Here is a 15,536-nt window from a genome sequence, read left to right as displayed (position 1 = left end):
GTCCTGGTCAGTCCGCCACGACGCGGACCGCGCCGGGCACGTACTCGCGCTGCCGCACCACCCGGTACCACCCCTTCGGCAGCGGTATCGCGGCGTGCTCCTCGTGGACCACCCGCCCGCCGTCCGGGAGATGGAGGTACGCCGCCCCGAACGGCCCGGTCCCGCGCACCAGCGTCCCCGGCCCGACCACCGCGTGGGCGTGCCCGGTCACCTCGCCGAGGGCCAGCACGAGCCTGCCCCGCGCGTCCCTCGCCTGCCGCGGCATCCGGTCCGTGCCCGGCGGCACGGCCGCTTCCGCGACGGGCACGATCAGGACGTCCCCCTGCCGGTACATGCGTGTCTCCCTCCGCCGTCGGCACCCGCCGACCCGATGTCCACGACGCTACGCGCGGGGTGTGACAACGCCCCCCGACGGCTTGTGCACAGCCCGCGGCAGGCACTGTCGGAGCGGCTTGGTAGAACTCTTCGCGAGCGAGGCACCACCGCCTCGGAGCACCTCCACGTCAAGGCACCACCACGTCAAGGCACCGCGTCCGTCCACCTCGGGAGACCACCGATGTCCCACGTCGAACATCTGCAGGAACTGAACGGCCTGCCGGCCTTCGACTTCCCCGCGCCCGGCGCGCGGCAGGAACTCCCGGCGGCGGGCGCGGTGGCGTGGCGGCTGGCCGTCAACCCCTGGGACGACGCGAAGGAGACCTTCGCGCAGCTGTGGGAACGCTTCCTGGAGACGGTCGAACCCACCGGGGTACGGGCCCTGGTCATGGGCCAGTGGGGCGAGCCGTACGACAACGACTCCGGTGTCCTCGTGCGGCTGCTCGTGGACGCGCGCGAACGGCTGACCGCGCTGGAGGCCGTGTTCCTCGGCGACCTGGAGATGGAGGAGGCCGAGATCTCCTGGATCGAGCAGTCCGACGTGACGCCGGTGCTCGAGGCCTATCCGCGGCTGGAGGAGTTCGGCGTCCGCGGCGGCACCGGACTGCGCTTCCCTGCGACCCGCCACCAGCGGCTGCGCACGCTCCGCTTCGAGGCGGGCGGCCTGCCCGGTGAGGTGGTCCGCGGTGTCGCCGCGAGCGAACTCCCGGCGCTGGAGCACCTGGAGCTGTGGCTGGGCGTGGAGGAGTACGGAGGCGACGCCACGGTCGCCGACCTCGCGCCGGTCCTGGCCGGCGGCCGCTTCCCCGCGCTGCGCCACCTCGGCCTGCGCAACAGCGAGATCCAGGACGAGATCGCCGCCGCCGTCGCCGCTGCCCCCGTCGTGGCCCAGCTCTCCTCGCTCGACCTGTCCCTGGGCGTGCTCACCGACGGCGGTGTGACCGCCCTGCTCGCCGGCCAGCCGCTGACCCACCTGAACTGGCTGGACCTGCACCACAACTTCGTCACCGAGCCGGTCGCCGAGCGCGTGCGGGCCGCCCTCGAGCCCTCGGGCGTCGAGGTCGACCTCTCCGAACCCGGTGACGAGGACGAGTGGGACGGCGAGGTCCACCGCTACACCGCCATCGCGGAGTGAGGCCGTCATGACCGTCACACGTCACCTGGAAACCTTCCACGGGCTGCGCGTGCACACGCTGCCCGAGGCCGGCACGGCCGAGCTGCCCGGGCCCGACGCCGTGGCCTGGCGGCTTGACTGCTTCGAGGCGGGCGAGATCCCCTTCCCCGAGCTGTGGGGCCACTTCACCGCGGCGGTCGACACCACGCGGGTGCGCGCGCTGGTCCTCGGCCCCTGGTGGGACGACGAGTACTGCGAGCTGCGTCCCGCGCTGGAACTGGTGCTCGCGGACGCGGAGCGTTTCCCCGCGCTGCGCGCCCTGTTCCTCGCCGACGTGACCGGCGAGGAGTGCGAGGTCTCCTGGCTGCAGCTGACCGACGTCACGCCCGTCCTCGAACGCTTCCCGCTGCTGGAGGAGTTCGGTGTCCGCGGCGGCGACTCGCAGGGGCTGGGCGAGGAGCCGCTGTCGCTGCGTCCCGTCCGTCACGAGGCGCTGCGCGTGCTGCGCCTGGAGTCCGGCGGGCTCCCCGGCGCGGTGGTGCGGGCGGTCGGCGCCTGCGAGCTGCCCGCGCTGGAGCGGCTGGAGCTGTGGCTCGGCGTGGAGCAGTACGGAGGGGACTCCACGGTCGCCGACCTCGCGCCGGTCCTGGCCGGCGGCCGCTTCCCCGCGCTGCGCCACCTCGGCCTGCAGGACAGCGAGTTGCAGGACGAGATCGCGGCGGCGGTGGCCTCCGCTCCCGTCGTCGCGCAGCTGGAGACGCTGAGCCTGTCCATGGGCACCCTCACCGACACCGGCGCCGAGGCACTGCTGGGCGGCCAGCCGCTCACCCACCTCAAGCGGCTCGACCTGCACCACCACTACCTGAGCGAAGCCGTGGCCGAGCGGCTGCGCGCCGTCGTGGGCTCCGCGGGCACCGAGGTCGACCTGTCGGAGCACCGCGAGCCGCATCACTGGCGGAACGAGGAGTGGCGCTATGTCGCCGTCTCCGAGTAGCGGTACCGGCGGTGCGCTCCGCATCGCCGTCGTCGGCAACCCCGGCAACCGCAGAACGACCCTCTTCGCCGACGCGGTGCGTGCCGCAGGCCATCCCGCGCCCCGTGTGCTGGCGTGGCGCGACGTGCTGCGCGGCCGGTACGCCTTCGCGCCCGGTGAGTTCGTGCGCGTCGACTCGCCCGGCGAGGACGCGGAGGTCGACCGCCTGCTGCGGGGCGCCGACGACCCGGCCAGGGTCGAGGGCACCGCGTTGTGGTACCGCCGCTTCACCGCCGCCGTGCACGAGGTGACGGAGGCGGCCCGCCGGGCCGGCGCGGTGCCGTCGGCGGACGCCGGGGAGGTCGCCGTGCTGTTCGACAAGCGGCGCTGCCACGCCCGGCTGACCTCCGCGGGCGTCCCGGTGCCGCCCGCTCCCGACGGGCCGCCGGTGCGCGGCTGGGCCGAGCTCAGGGAGCGCCTGCGGTCCGCCCGGATCTCCCGGGCGTTCCTCAAGCCCGCGCACGGCTCCTCCGCCTCCGGGGTGGTGGCGCTGGCGATGGCGGGCCCCGGCCGGGTCAAGGCCACGACCTCGGTGGAGACCACCGCCGACGGACGCCTGTTCAACTCGCTGCGGGTACGCGAGTACCGCACGGAGCGGGAGGTCGCCGCCCTCGTGGACGCGCTGGCCCCGGACGGGCTGCACGTCGAGCGCTGGCTGCCCAAGGCGTCCCAGCACGGGCGGGCGGCCGACCTGCGGGTGGTGGTGGTCGCGGGCCGCGCCACGCACGCCGTCGTCCGCACCAGCCCGCACCCCATGACGAACCTGCACCTCGGCGGCGCCCGCGGCGACCTGGACACGGCCCGCGCGGCGATCCGCGCCGCGGGCGGCGACTTCGGGGACGTGCTGACGACCGCCGAACGGGCGGCCGCGTGTTTCCCCGGCACGCTCTGCGTGGGCGTGGACGTCCTGCCCGCGACGGGCTGGCGCCGCTTCGCCGTCGGCGAGGTCAACGCCTTCGGGGACCTGCTGCCCCGGCTCACCGGCCTCCCCGGCAGCGGCGCCGAGGGCCTGGACACCTACGCCGCCCAGGTCGCCGCCGTACCGGCCGCGATGCACGACGCGCGACGCGAGGAGCACCAGCATGACGCCACCGCTTGACATGAACCAGATCGTGGGCAGCCACGACATCCTGCTGGTCACCCTGGACACCCTCCGCCACGACGTGGCGGAGGAGCTCGCCGCGGCCGGCCGCATCCCCCACCTGGCCCGCCATCTGCCCGGTGGCCGGTGGGAGCGCCGGCACGCGCCCGGCAGCTTCACCTACGCCTCCCACCAGGCGATCTTCGCGGGCTTCCTGCCCACACCCACCACGCCCGGTCCCCACCCGCGGCTGTTCGCGGCGCGCTTCGCCGGCAGTGAGAGCACCGCGGACGGCACCTTCGTGTACGACACCCCCGACCTGGTGTCGGGCCTGGCCGGGGCCGGCTACCGCACGGTGTGCATCGGCGGCGTCGGCTTCTTCAACAAGCAGGCGCCGCTGGGCTCGGTGCTGCCCGGGCTCTTCCAGGAGAGCCACTGGGAGCCGGAGTTCGGGGTGCCCTCCCCGACCTCCTTCGAGGCCCAGGTGGCCCGCGCCGAGGAGGTCGTCGCCGCCCTGCCGCCGCAGCAGCGGCTCTTCCTGTTCGTGAACGTGTCGGCGCTGCACCAGCCCAACTGGTTCCACCTGCCGGGCGCCACCCGGGAGGCGGGCGACTCGCGCGCCACCCACGCCGCCGCCCTGGAGTACGTCGACCGCCACATCGGCAGGCTCTTCGCCGCCGTCTCCAGCCGCCGTCCGTGCCTGGCCGTCGTCTGCTCCGACCACGGCACGGCGTACGGCGAGGACGGCCACACCGGCCACCGCATCGGCCACGAGGTCGTGTGGACGGTGCCCTACGCCCACTTCCTCCTCGACGGGGCCGCCCGATGACCCTCACCGACCTGACGCTCTCCGCCACGCCCCCGGCCACGGCCGCCGTGCGCCCGTACCGGCACTACGTGTACGCGTACCCGCACAAGACGGCCTACCGCGCGCTGCCCCGCGAGCACGCCCGGCTGCGCGACCTGTGGGCGGACGAGCCGAAGGACGCGCTGTCCCTCTACTTCCACATCCCGTTCTGCGAGGTCCGCTGCGGCTTCTGCAACCTCTTCACCAGGATCGGGGCGCCCGACGGCCTGGCGACCGCCTACCTGGACGCGCTGGAGCGCCAGGCCACGGCGGTGCGGGAGGCGCTGGGCGAGGACGCGCGGTTCGCCAACGCCGCCTTCGGCGGCGGCACCCCCACGTACCTGGAGGCTGCCGAGCTGGAGCGGCTCTGCGATCTCGCCGAACGCGGCCTGGGGGCCGACCTGCGGGCGATACCGCTCTCCGTGGAGGCCTCGCCGGCCACCGCGACCGCCGACCGGCTGTCGGTGCTGGCGGAGCGCGGCACGACCCGGCTGAGCCTGGGGGTGCAGAGCTTCGTCGACGCCGAGGCGCGCGCCGCCGTCCGTCCCCAGCGCCGGGCCGACGTCGAGGCGGCGCTGGGCAGGATCCGGGAGGCGGGCATCCCCGTCCTCAACATCGACCTGATCTACGGCATCGACGGCCAGACCGAGGGTTCCTGGACGCAGTCCCTCGACGCGGCGCTCGCCTGGCGGCCCGAGGAGCTGTACCTGTACCCCCTGTACGTCCGCCCGCTCACCGGTCTCGGCCGCCACGCGGCCGACGCCGGGCGGGGCGAAGCGGCGTGGGACGAGCAGCGGCTGCGGCTGTACCGGCACGGCCGCGACCATCTGCTGGCGCACGGCTACGAGCAGGTGTCGATGCGCATGTTCCGCCGTGCGGGCGCGCCCACCACGGGCGGCGGGGACTACGCCTGCCAGACCGACGGCATGGTGGGCCTGGGCTGCGGCGCCCGTTCGTACACCTCCTCGCTGCACTACTCCTTCGACTACGCCGTCGACATGCACCACATCCGCGGCATCATCGACGAGTACACGGCGCGCACCACGCAGGAGTTCGCCCACGCTGACTTCGGCTGGGCGATGGACGCCGAGGAGGCCCGCCGCCGTCATCTGCTGCAGTCCCTGCTGCAGGCCGAGGGCCTGCCCGTCGCGGAGTACCGGGCCCGGTTCGGCACGGCTCCCGGGGAGGACTTCGCCGGGGAGCTGCAGCGCTTCGCCGACCGGGGCTGGCTCGACGCCGCCGCGGGGCCGGAGGTGCTGCGGCTGTCGCCCGAGGGGCTCGCCCACTCCGACGCGGCCGGACCCGAGCTGTTCTCCGCCGCCGTCCACCGGCGCATGGCCGCCTACGAGCCCAAGTGAGCGCCCCCGCCATGGACCTGACGATCCTCTACCGCGGCCCGCTGGCCTCGTGCGACTACGACTGCCCGTACTGCCCCTTCGCCAAGCGCCGTGACAGCCGCGCCCAGCTGACCGCCGACCGCGTCGCGCTGGAGCGCTTCGCGGGCTGGGCGGCCGGGCGGACCGACGACCGGCTCTCCCTGCTGTTCACCCCGTGGGGCGAGGGACTGGTGCGCTCCTGGTACCGGCGTACGCTGGCGGAGCTGAGCCGGCTTCCGCACGTGCGCCGGGTGGCGATCCAGACCAATCTGAGCTGCCGCACGCAGTGGCTGGACGAGGCCGACCTGGACACGCTGGCCCTGTGGTGCACCTTCCACCCGGGCCAGACGCCCTACGACCGCTTCCTGGCCAAGTGCCGCGAGCTCGCGGACCGCGGCGTCCGCCACAGCGTGGGCGTCGTCGGGCTGCCGGAGCACCTGGAACAGGCCGGCCGGCTGCGGGCCGACCTCCCGGACCACGTCTACCTGTGGGTCAACGCCGCGGAGGGCCACACGTACACCGACGCCGAGGCGGCACGGTGGACCGCGCTGGACCCTCTCTTCCCGTACAGCCGGCATCCGCACCGCAGCGCGGGTCTGCCGTGCCGCACGGGCGAGTCGGTCATCTCGGTGGACGGCGAGGGCACGGTGCGCCGCTGCCACTTCGTCCCCGAGGAACTGGGCAACCTCTACGACGGCTCCTACCGCGCGGCGCTGCGCCCGCGCGCGTGCCCGCTGGCCGTCTGCGACTGCCACATCGGCTACGTCCACCTGGAGACGCTGCCGTTGTACGACGTGTTCGCGGGCGGGGTCCTGGAGCGGATCCCCGCCGCGCCGCCGCCGAGGCGGACACCGCTCCCGCTCCTGCTGCCCCCGCTCCCCTAGCGGGCGGCCGGCACCCCCGCGTCAGCCCTTGCGGCCGACACCTCCCCAGAAGGCTGCACGGGCGTGCTCGCCCTCCTGCGCGGACGGGGAGTCCGGGCGCCATCGCGGCACCTGCACCAGGCCCGGCTCGACCAGGGAGAACCCCTCGAAGAAGGGTTCGATCTGCGGCTTGCTGCGCAGGTTGAGGGTGGAGGTGGCGTTCTTGTACGCCTCACCGGCGTCGGCGTCGACGTCGCGGTGGAAGTCGGTCGTGCCGTGGCTGAGGATCAGGAAGCTGCCGGACGGGAGGTTCTTGGTGAGGGTGCGCACGATCCCGGCCGGGTCCTCGTCGTCGCGGACGAAGTGCAGCAGCGCGACGAGCATCAGGGCGACGGGCTCGTCGAAGTCGATCAGCTCCCGGATGGTGGCGTGCTCCAGGATGGTCTCGGGCTCACGGACGTCGCCGAGGAAGAAGCCGGCGTTGCCGGTGTTGGTGAGCCGCGCGCCGGCGTGGGCGGCGACGATGGGGTCGTTGTCGACGTAGGCGACCCGGGCCTCGGGGACGACGGAGCGGGCGACCTCGTGGGTGTTGGGCGAGGTGGGGATGCCGGTGCCGATGTCGACGAACTGCCGGACGCCCTGCCCCGCCGCATAGCGCACCGCGCGCTGCATGAAGTCCCGGTTGGCGCGGGCGCTGGGGCGCGCGTCGGGGGTCATGCGGATCACCATCTCGGCCGCCTCGCGGTCGGCCTCGTAGTTGTCCTTGCCGCCGAGGTAGTAGTCGTACATCCGGGCCGGGTGCGGCCGGCTGGTGTCGATCTCCTCAGCGGGGAAGCCCTTGTCGGTCAACGCCCTGCTCCGTTCGGATTCCGGTGACCCTTGCGGGTCGAGGTCGGTGCGGTCATCTCGTCGCCGTCGTGGGTCCGCTCCATGGTCACGTCTCCCTCTGGATGCCGACGAGGATCCGCTCGGTGCTCTGGGTGGGCGCGGCCTGTGCGCACATCCGGTCCAGTGCCTCCAGGAACGCCGAGACGTCGTCGCGGTCGTCGAAGTAGACGCCCCCGACCAGGCTTTCCGAGTAGACGACGTCCGGGAGCTCGTGCGTCTGGAACCGGAAGATGTGGAACGGGCCGTACATGGCGGGGTGCGGTCCGGCCGTGAACGGCATGATCTGGAGCCGTACGTTGGGCAGCGCGCAGGAGTCGATCAGCTTGGCGATCTGGGCGCGCATGACCGCCGGACGGCCGATGGGTCTTCGCAGCACCGTCTCGTCGATGACGATCCAGACCAGCGGTGCGTCCTCACGGGTGAGCAGGGCCTGGCGCTCCATGCGCAGCGCGACCCCGCGTTCGATCTCCGCGTCGCCGGCGCCCGGGTTCCCCGCCCGCAGCACCTCGCGCGCGTAGTCCTCGGTCTGCAGCAGTCCGGGGACGTAGTGCGGCTCGTAGGCGCGGATGACACCGGCCTCGCCCTCCAGGCTCACGAAGGCGCTGAACCAGTCGGGCAGGACGTCGCGGTAGCGGTGCCACCAGCCCGGCTGGTTGGCCTCGCGGGCGAGCGCCAGGAACCCCTCGACCTCTTCCGGGTCGCCGACCCCGTAGGTGCGCAGGAGCTTCTCGACGTAGGGGATCTTCAGGCCGACCTCGGCCTTCTCCATGCGGCGGACGGTGGCGTGGGTGACGTCGAGCGCCCGGCCCGCGTCCTCGAAGGAGAGTCCGGCCTTCTCACGCAGGTCCTGGAGCCGTTTTCCGAGCACCACACGGAGGACGGTGGGGGCACCGGCTGACCGCGCGTCCGTCACGACCACTTCCCCAACTCCCCTCTGCCACAAGCAGTGTGTCATGCCGTCAACGAAAACCGACAGTGCGCATCGGCCGTTCTGTAAATTACAGATCGCATCTTGCCAACAGTGAGAACGGGACCGCATAGTTAGCGACGTGGCCTCCTCACCAGACGCTCTGCGGTTAGAGCGCCGTGGCGACCTCGACGCCCGTCGCTGCCAGGACCTCTTCCGTTTGCCCGCTCACGGGTCCTCGGTCGCCGACGCACGCCACCGCGTGCGGGCACGGTTGTGGGAGTGGGAGGCGGACGAGGGACTCCGCGACGACGCCGAGATGATCGTCTCCGAGCTCTTCACCAACGCCGTCATGCACACCGGCAGTGAGTTCATCACCTGCGGGCTGCGCTACGACGGCACCCGGCTGTGTCTGGAAGTCAGCGACCAGGGGCACGCGCCGACCGCGCCCCGGCCGCGGGCGGCGGGCGTCGACGAGGAGGGCGGCCGCGGGCTGCTGCTGGTGGGCGCGCTCTCGCAGGCATGGGGCGTCCGGCCCACCGACGACGGTGGCGGCCGTGTCGTGTGGGCCGAACTCGCCTCCGGGGCCTCGCCCTTCTGACACCGCGCGCGGTGCGCCCCGGGCCCGCCGGCTACAGCGGCAGCAGGTCCGGGCGCTTGGGCTCCACGTTGTCGCCGGAGGACTCCCCGCGCAGCCGCCGGCCGATCCAGGGCACGAGGTACTCGCGCGCCCACTGGATGTTGTCCCGCCGGATCTCGGCGGGCGCGCGGAACGGCTCCGGCGGCCACGCCTGGTCGGGGTCGGCGGGCACCTCGAGGCCCAGCACCTGCGCGGCGCGCAGCGCGACCCTGGTGTGCCCCTCGGGCGACAGGTGGAGGCGGTCGGAGTCCCAGGCCCGGCGGTCCTGGACGGAACGGAGCGACCACAGGTCCAGCACCGGGGAGTCGTACCGGTCGGCGATGGCGCGCACATGGGCCGTGTAGGTGGCGATCTTGCCGCGCAGATGGCGCAGCACGGGGATGCCGCGGGTGTCGAAACCGGTGCAGAGCACGACGGTGCCGACGGACGCGGTGAGGCGGGCGACCGCCGCCTCGTAGCGCTCCGCGACGTCGTCCGGGTCGCTGCCGGGGCGGAGGATGTCGTTGCCGCCCGCGCAGAAGGTCACGAGGTCGGGCGCGAGCTCCACGGCCCGCGGCACCTGCTCCTCGACGATCTGGTCGAGCAGGCGGCCGCGCACCGCGAGGTTCGCGTACCGGAAGTCGTGCTCCGGGCGGCGGTCGGACAGGAGGACCGCCAGCCGGTCGGCCCAGCCGATGAACGTCCCGTCGGGACCCGGATCGCCCACACCTTCGGTGAAGCTGTCCCCCAGGGCGGTGTACGACCCGATGGCGGCACTGTTGTTTCTCTTCGAATCGTCTGGCACGTCAGCACATACTTCACCTCCTCAAGTGACCTACGCCACCGTAACCAAGGGTTGACGGGGGGTGATGTATCCCACCCGGCTGGATCCTCCGGAAGCGGAATACGGCGGTGCCGCGCCCGCCGCGCACAGCCCCCCTCCCGCGATCACATACCGCGCGGTACGGGCAGCCACGGGTGTCGTAAGGTCGGGAGTGGTCCGGCCGCCGGTGATCCGCACCGTCCGGCCCCTGAGCGAAGGAGCCCCGGTGACCGAGCAGACGCCGCAGACCGCCCCGTCGGAACCCGAGCTGACCGGGGTGCGCAACTTCCGCGACGTGGGCGGCCTCCCGACGACGGACGGCCGCCGGTTGCGGTACGGACGGCTCTTCCGCAGCGGCCACCTGGCGCACGCCACCGCCGCCGACGCCGCCTTCCTCTCCACCCTCGGGCTGCACACGGTCTTCGACTTCCGCAACGCCTCCGACATGAAGCTGGAGGGCCCGGACGTCGAGCTGCCCGGGGTGCGCAACGTCAACATGCCGCTGAGCGACCCGGCCTCGGGCGCCGAGTTCTGGACGACGGTCCGCGACGGCGACATCGCGGCGCTGCGCGAGATCCTCGGGGAGGGCCGCGCCGCCGCGCGCATGGTGCAGGCCTACCGCCGCATCGTGCTGGACCGCACCGCCGAGCACGCCCGCATGCTGGAACTGCTCGCCGAGGACGAGTCGGTGCCGGCGCTGCTGCACTGCGCCGCGGGCAAGGACCGGGCCGGGACCTCGGTCGCCGTCATCCTGCTCGCCCTCGGGGTCGAGCGCGACGCGATCGTGGAGGACTACCTCAAGAGCAACGAGGCCCACCGCCGCTACCGCATCAAGCGCGGCGACGACGCGGAACCGGCGACCACCCCCGAGGTCATGGAGCTGCTCGGCCCGCTCTTCGACGCGCGCAAGGAGTACCTGGAGACCGCCTTCGACACCATCGAGGAGCACTGGGGCTCGGTCGACCGCTACCTGGAGGAGGGGCTCGGCCTCACCCCCGGGCGCCGCGAGCGGCTGCGCGCGCTCTTCCTGGACGGCGCGCAGCCGGCCTGACACGAAGCGGCGGGGCCGCCCTACTTGGCCCCGGCCAGGTGGAAGATCAGGAAGAAGAACGCGGCGATGACGTGGACCCCCACCAGGTAGATGAAGGTGCGCACCTTGAAGCCCATGGGGGCCTTGCCCCCGGAGTTGCCGGACACGGTCAGTCCTCTCGTCATGCGCCGTGGGGGCGCGGGGAACGGCCGTCGCCCAGGCACAGCTCTACGACGGAACTCCGCAGCAGCGTGTGGACGAACAGCAGATCGACACCGTTCGGCGAGGCCGCCGCGATGCGGTGCGGGGTGAGCGAGTCGAAGTGGGCGCTGTCGCCGGGCACCAGCCGGTGCACGGCGTCCCCGAGGGTGAGCCGCAGCTCGCCCCCCAGGACGTGCAGCCACTCCTCGCCGGCGTGGACGCGGACCAGCCCCTCCTGGGGGCCGGGCGGCACGTGCAGCCGCAGCGCCTGCATGGCCCGCCCGGGGTTCCCGGCCGGCCAGTACGTCCAGCCGCCGGCCTCCGCGGGCGGCACGGAACCGCCGCGGACGACCGGATCGCGCTCGGGGGAGGTCTCGCCGAGCAGGTCGGACACCGTGGTGCCGTAGGTGCGGGCGAGGGTCAGCAGCATGGGGAGCGAAGGCTGCCGCTGCCCGGTCTCCAGCCGGGACAGGTGCGCGGGCGACAGCCCGGCGCGGGCCGCGGCCGCCTCCAGCGTCAGCCCGCCCCTGCGGCGCAGCGCGCGCAGCTGGGGGGCGACGTCCGGCAGGGGCGCCTCGTCCGCGGATGGTGAGGTCATGCCTCAGGTATAGACGTGGTTCGCCCCTGAGGCAAAAAGTTTGCCTCAGGGGCAAAGCACCGTGGGCCGGACGCGGGCCCGGGTCAGCGGTTGGCGACGGCCTGCTTCACCAGTGTCCTGCCGAACTCCCACATCAGGCCACCGCCGCCGTGTGCGTCGTCCATCACGGCGGTGAAGGCGTCCACGAAACGGTCCACCTCGCGCTCCCCGATGACCAGCGGCGGGATCAGCTTGATCACCTCCAGGTGGTCCCCCGAGACCTGGGTGAGGATACGGTGCCGCTGCAGCAGCGGCACCACCACCATCTGCGCGAACAGGCCCTTGCGGGCCGCCTGCAGCATCGTCCAGCGGCTGCGCAGCCCCAGCGACTTCGGCCGGCCGAACTCGATGCCGATCATCAGGCCCCGGCCGCGGACCTCGTGCAGCAGCTCGTAGCGGTCGACGAGGGCGGCGAGGCGGTCGCGGAGCAGGTCCCCGGTGGCCCGCGCGTTGGCGACGACCTTCTCGTCCTCCATCACCGTGAGGGTGGCCAGCCCGGCGGTCATGGCCTGGGCGTTGGAGCCGAAGCTGGCGGAGTGCGCCAGTACCCGGTCCATGGAGGAGTAGACCTTCTTGAAGATCCAGTCCTTGCCGAGGGTGGCGCCCACCGGCACGTAGCCACCCGACAGCGCCTTGGCCACGCACACCAGGTCCGGCTCGACGCCCTCCTCGTGCCGGTAGGCGAAGAAGTCGCCGGTGCGGCCGATGCCGGTCTGCACCTCGTCGGCGATGAGCAGCGCCTTGTGCCGGTGCAGCAGCTCCTGCGCCGCCCGTAGGTAACCGGGCGGCGCGGCGTGCACGCCCTTGCCCTGGATCGGCTCGACGATCAGCGCGGCCACGTCGCCCTTGGCCAGCTCCCGCTCCAGGGCCGCCAGGTCGCCCAGGGGCACGGCGGTGTCGGGGAGCAGCGGGTCGAAGCCCTCGCGGAAGCCGACCTCGCCGTTGACGGACAGCGAGCCGGTGGTCAGCCCGTGGAACGCGTGGTCGCAGTAGAGCACGCGGGGCCTGCCGGTGGCGTAACGGGCGAACTTCAGGGCCGTCTCGACGGCCTCGGTGCCGCTGTTGCCGAAGAACACCCGGTCGAGCCCCGGTGCGTACGACAGCAGCTTCTCCGCGAGCAGTCCCGGCAGCGGCTGGCAGTCGAAGCGGGTGAGGTCGGCCAGCCCGGCGTCCAGGACGTCGTGCAGCGCCTTGCGGACCACGGGGTGGTGGCGGCCCAGGCCCATCACCCCGAAGCCGGCGAGCATGTCGAGGTAGTCCCGGCCCTCGTCGTCCCAGAAGTACGCGCCCTCGGCCCGCTCGTAGACCTTGTCGAAGCCGATGGTGTGCAGCATCCGCGGCAACTGGTGGTTGAGGTACCTGGCGTGCAGGTCGTATCGCTCGGCTCCGCGCTCGGCCAGCAGCGTCGCCAGGTCGAACCCCTTGGGCTCAGGTTCGGGCGGTGTCATCGCTCACGTGCCTCTCGTTCGGGTGCTGCTCGTTCACCGCGAGACGGGTCAGGGTGGCCCCGATCCGGCCGGCGATCTCGGCCGGGGTGAGCCCGATGTCGGCCAGCACCTCGCCGCGCTTGGCGTGCGCCAGGAACTGCTGCGGGATGCCGAAGTCCCGGACCGGCACGTCGGTCTCTGCGTCCCGCATGGCCTGCGCCACCGCAGAACCCACGCCTCCGGCCCGGCCGTTGTCCTCGATGACGGCCACCATGCGGTGCCGGGCGGCGAGCGCGGGCAGCTCCGCGTCGAGCGGCTTGACCCAGCGGGGGTCGACGACCGTGACGCCGACGCCGCGTTCGCGCAGCAGGGCGGCCGCAGCCAGGGAGACCGAGCCCAGGGCGCCGACGGACACCATCAGCACGTCCGGCCGGTCGCCGCGGTGCAGCACGTCCATGCCGCCGACCCGGTCGATGGCCGGCAGGGTCTCGCCGACGGTCTCCTTGGGGAAGCGGACGACGGTGGGCGCGTCGTCGACGTCGATCGCCTCGCGGAGCTGGGCGCGCAGTTGGTCGGCGTCGCGCGGCGCGGCGATCCGCAGGCCCGGGACGACCTGGAGGATCGACATGTCCCACATTCCGTTGTGCGAGGCGCCGTCGTCGCCGGTGACGCCGGCCCGGTCCAGCACGAAGGTCACACCGCACTTGTGCAGCGCGACGTCCATCAGGACCTGGTCGAAGGCGCGGTTGAGGAAGGTCGCGTACACGGCGACCACCGGGTGCAGGCCGCCGGTCGCCAGGCCCGCCGCCGAGACCGCCGCGTGCTGCTCGGCGATCCCGACGTCGTAGACGCGGCGCGGGAAGGCCTTGGCGAACTTCTCCAGCCCGACCGGCTGCAGCATGGCCGCCGTGATCGCCACGACGTCCGGACGCTCGGCGCCGATCCGGACCATCTCGTTGCCGAAGACCGAGGTCCACTTCGGGCCGCTCGACGGGGTGAGCGGTTCGCAGGTGAGCGGGTCCATGGCGCCCACGGCGTGGAAGCGGTCCGCCTCGTCGCGCTCGGCGAAGGCGTAGCCGCGGCCCTTCTCGGTGAGGCAGTGGACGAGGACGGGGCCGTGGAAGCGCCGGGCCCGGCGCAGCGCCGACTCGACCGCGGTCACGTCGTGGCCGTCGATCGGGCCGAGGTACTTCAGCCCCAGGTCCTCGAACATGCCCTGCGGGGCGAAGGCGTCCTTGAAGCCCTTCTTGGCGCCGTGCAGGGACTCGTACAGCGGCTTGCCGACCACGGGCGTCTGCTGGAGCACCTGCTTGCCCCAGGCCAGGAAGCGCTCGTAGCCGTCGGTGGTGCGCAGGGTGGCCAGGTGGTTGGCGAGGCCGCCGATGGTGGGGGCGTAGGAGCGCTCGTTGTCGTTGACGACGATGATCAGCGGACGGTCCTTGGCGGCGGCGATGTTGTTCAGCGCCTCCCAGGCCATGCCGCCGGTGAGCGCGCCGTCCCCGATGACGGCCACGACGTGGTCCTGCCGGCCGAGCACCTGGTTGGCCTTGGCCAGGCCGTCGGCCCAGCCGAGCACCGTGGAGGCGTGGCTGTTCTCGATGAGGTCGTGCTCGGACTCCGCGCGCGAGGGGTAGCCGGACAGGCCCCCCTTGCCGCGCAGTTTGGAGAAGTCCTGACGGCCGGTCAGGATCTTGTGGACGTAGGACTGGTGACCCGTGTCCCACAGGATGCGGTCGGCCGGCGAGTCGAAGACCCGGTGCAGGGCGACCGTCAGCTCGACCACGCCCAGATTGGGTCCCAGGTGCCCCCCGGTCCTGGCCACCGCCTGCACCAGGAATTCACGGATCTCCACGGCGAGTTCGCCCAGCCGCTCCGGCGGAAGGGCCTTCAGGTCGCGTGGACCACGGATGTTCTCGAGCAGCGACACTTTCCCACCTCGCTCCCCTGCCGGGGATTGTTTCGCTTTAGCTCACACTGATCTGGGGCTCTCCTGACGGCACTCCGTCGGCCTGCATGCGCTCGGCGAGCTTCATGGCCTCCTCGATGAGGGTCTCCACGATCTTCGACTCCGGCACGGTCTTGATGACCTCGCCCTTGACGAAGATCTGCCCCTTGCCGTTGCCCGAGGCCACCCCCAGGTCCGCCTCGCGCGCCTCGCCCGGACCGTTGACGACGCAGCCCATCACCGCGACCCGCAGCGGCACCTCCATGCCCTCCAGACCCGCCGTCACCTGGTCCGCCAGCTTGTACACGTCCACCTGCGCCCGCCCGCACGACGGGCACGAGACGATCTCCAGCCGCCGCTGCCGCAGGTT

The 15,536-nt window shown here is 72.9% G+C and carries 16 protein-coding genes and 1 pseudogene; 8 read left to right on the top strand and 9 right to left on the bottom strand.

All coding sequences use genetic code 11. The features are described from left to right. Positions 1-7: 7 nt before the first annotated feature. The gene (locus ACFYYN_RS36515) at positions 8-334 is read right to left on the bottom strand and encodes a DUF8820 family protein (RefSeq protein WP_500549154.1); all 327 of its coding nucleotides are present in this window, start codon (positions 332-334) and stop codon (positions 8-10) included. 222 nt (positions 335-556) lie between these two features. On the opposite strand from ACFYYN_RS36515, the gene ACFYYN_RS36510 reads away from it, so the two are divergent. Genes ACFYYN_RS36510 through ACFYYN_RS36485 form a run of 6 tightly spaced genes read left to right on the top strand, consistent with a single transcriptional unit; the run spans position 557 to position 6,710 of the window. Further along, positions 557-1,510, top strand: coding sequence for an STM4015 family protein (locus tag ACFYYN_RS36510; RefSeq protein ID WP_500549153.1), 954 nt, complete (start codon positions 557-559; stop codon positions 1,508-1,510). Between the two features lie 7 nt (positions 1,511-1,517). Next, entirely contained in the window at positions 1,518-2,483 is a 966-nt protein-coding gene (locus ACFYYN_RS36505; protein WP_500549152.1) for an STM4015 family protein, read from the top strand. Next, positions 2,464-3,621, top strand: coding sequence for an STM4014 family protein (locus ACFYYN_RS36500; protein ID WP_500549151.1), 1,158 nt, complete (start codon positions 2,464-2,466; stop codon positions 3,619-3,621). The genes ACFYYN_RS36505 and ACFYYN_RS36500 overlap by 20 nt, the downstream gene beginning before the upstream one ends. 1 nt (position 3,622) lies before the next feature. Further along, positions 3,623-4,432: an STM4013/SEN3800 family hydrolase gene (locus ACFYYN_RS36495; protein WP_500549218.1), complete on the top strand. Its 810-nt coding sequence runs from the start codon at positions 3,623-3,625 to the stop codon at positions 4,430-4,432. Further along, positions 4,429-5,808 carry an STM4012 family radical SAM protein gene (locus ACFYYN_RS36490; RefSeq protein ID WP_500549150.1) on the top strand — a complete coding sequence of 460 codons (1,380 nt, stop codon included), beginning with the start codon at positions 4,429-4,431 and terminating at the stop codon, positions 5,806-5,808. The genes ACFYYN_RS36495 and ACFYYN_RS36490 overlap by 4 nt, the downstream gene beginning before the upstream one ends. Before the next feature lie 11 nt (positions 5,809-5,819). Beyond that, positions 5,820-6,710 (top strand): STM4011 family radical SAM protein, encoded by an 891-nt coding sequence (locus ACFYYN_RS36485; protein WP_500549217.1) that lies wholly within the window; start codon positions 5,820-5,822, stop codon positions 6,708-6,710. Positions 6,711-6,731: 21 nt separating this feature from the next. Here ACFYYN_RS36485 and ACFYYN_RS36480 read toward each other — a convergent pair whose 3' ends face one another. Together ACFYYN_RS36480 and ACFYYN_RS36475 are read right to left on the bottom strand one after the other, a co-directional pair. Continuing rightward, positions 6,732-7,538, bottom strand: coding sequence for an SAM-dependent methyltransferase (locus ACFYYN_RS36480; RefSeq protein WP_500323870.1), 807 nt, complete (start codon positions 7,536-7,538; stop codon positions 6,732-6,734). A gap of 85 nt (positions 7,539-7,623) precedes the next feature. Beyond that, positions 7,624-8,490 carry a Sco1979 family transcriptional regulator gene (locus tag ACFYYN_RS36475; RefSeq protein WP_500357320.1) on the bottom strand — a complete coding sequence of 289 codons (867 nt, stop codon included), beginning with the start codon at positions 8,488-8,490 and terminating at the stop codon, positions 7,624-7,626. A gap of 136 nt (positions 8,491-8,626) precedes the next feature. Here ACFYYN_RS36475 and ACFYYN_RS36470 point away from each other — a divergent pair, with 136 nt between their 5' ends. Beyond that, positions 8,627-9,085, top strand: coding sequence for an ATP-binding protein (locus tag ACFYYN_RS36470; protein ID WP_500549149.1), 459 nt, complete (start codon positions 8,627-8,629; stop codon positions 9,083-9,085). A 31-nt stretch (positions 9,086-9,116) separates the two neighbouring features. Here the strand turns inward: ACFYYN_RS36470 and ACFYYN_RS36465 are convergent, their stop codons facing one another. Beyond that, positions 9,117-9,908, bottom strand: coding sequence for an SGNH/GDSL hydrolase family protein (locus tag ACFYYN_RS36465; RefSeq protein ID WP_500323867.1), 792 nt, complete (start codon positions 9,906-9,908; stop codon positions 9,117-9,119). A 244-nt stretch (positions 9,909-10,152) separates the two neighbouring features. Between ACFYYN_RS36465 and ACFYYN_RS36460 the strand changes: the two genes are divergently transcribed. Continuing rightward, complete coding sequence (locus tag ACFYYN_RS36460; RefSeq protein WP_500549148.1) at positions 10,153-10,977, top strand: tyrosine-protein phosphatase; 825 nt, start codon at positions 10,153-10,155, stop codon at positions 10,975-10,977. Positions 10,978-10,997: 20 nt separating this feature from the next. On the opposite strand, the gene ACFYYN_RS36455 is transcribed toward ACFYYN_RS36460, so the two are convergent. The 5 genes and pseudogenes from ACFYYN_RS36455 to ACFYYN_RS36435 all read right to left on the bottom strand — a co-directional run. Then, positions 10,998-11,123, bottom strand: coding sequence for a DUF6126 family protein (locus ACFYYN_RS36455; protein WP_500323865.1), 126 nt, complete (start codon positions 11,121-11,123; stop codon positions 10,998-11,000). 14 nt (positions 11,124-11,137) lie between these two features. Beyond that, positions 11,138-11,755: a helix-turn-helix domain-containing protein gene (locus tag ACFYYN_RS36450; RefSeq protein WP_500323864.1), complete on the bottom strand. Its 618-nt coding sequence runs from the start codon at positions 11,753-11,755 to the stop codon at positions 11,138-11,140. An 83-nt stretch (positions 11,756-11,838) separates the two neighbouring features. Beyond that, complete coding sequence (locus ACFYYN_RS36445) at positions 11,839-13,242, bottom strand: aspartate aminotransferase family protein (RefSeq protein ID WP_500549147.1); 1,404 nt, start codon at positions 13,240-13,242, stop codon at positions 11,839-11,841. After that, entirely contained in the window at positions 13,223-15,148 is a 1,926-nt protein-coding gene (gene dxs, locus ACFYYN_RS36440; protein ID WP_500549146.1) for a 1-deoxy-D-xylulose-5-phosphate synthase, read from the bottom strand. Before dxs ends, ACFYYN_RS36445 begins: the two co-directional genes overlap by 20 nt. Before the next feature lie 37 nt (positions 15,149-15,185). Continuing rightward, positions 15,186-15,536, bottom strand: a pseudogene (locus ACFYYN_RS36435) (flavodoxin-dependent (E)-4-hydroxy-3-methylbut-2-enyl-diphosphate synthase); the annotation flags it as partial.

The sequence above is a fragment of the Streptomyces sp. NPDC001902 genome (genome assembly GCF_042891295.1).
Classification (GTDB): Bacteria; Actinomycetota; Actinomycetes; order Streptomycetales; family Streptomycetaceae; genus Actinacidiphila.
This window is presented reverse-complemented; position numbering and strand designations above follow the sequence as displayed.

Bases quoted from the DNA above. Each gene is read 5' to 3' on its own strand.
- ACFYYN_RS36500 (WP_500549151.1), top strand. From the start codon at position 2,464: ATGTCGCCGTCTCCGAGTAGCGGTACCGGCGGTGCGCTCCGCATCGCC.
- ACFYYN_RS36450 (WP_500323864.1), bottom strand. From the start codon at position 11,755: ATGACCTCACCATCCGCGGACGAGGCGCCCCTGCCGGACGTCGCCCCC.
- ACFYYN_RS36515 (WP_500549154.1), bottom strand. From the start codon at position 334: ATGTACCGGCAGGGGGACGTCCTGATCGTGCCCGTCGCGGAAGCGGCC.
- ACFYYN_RS36510 (WP_500549153.1), top strand. From the start codon at position 557: ATGTCCCACGTCGAACATCTGCAGGAACTGAACGGCCTGCCGGCCTTC.
- ACFYYN_RS36485 (WP_500549217.1), top strand. From the start codon at position 5,820: ATGGACCTGACGATCCTCTACCGCGGCCCGCTGGCCTCGTGCGACTAC.
- ACFYYN_RS36445 (WP_500549147.1), bottom strand. From the start codon at position 13,242: ATGACACCGCCCGAACCTGAGCCCAAGGGGTTCGACCTGGCGACGCTG.
- ACFYYN_RS36490 (WP_500549150.1), top strand. From the start codon at position 4,429: ATGACCCTCACCGACCTGACGCTCTCCGCCACGCCCCCGGCCACGGCC.
- ACFYYN_RS36495 (WP_500549218.1), top strand. From the start codon at position 3,623: ATGAACCAGATCGTGGGCAGCCACGACATCCTGCTGGTCACCCTGGAC.
- ACFYYN_RS36505 (WP_500549152.1), top strand. From the start codon at position 1,518: ATGACCGTCACACGTCACCTGGAAACCTTCCACGGGCTGCGCGTGCAC.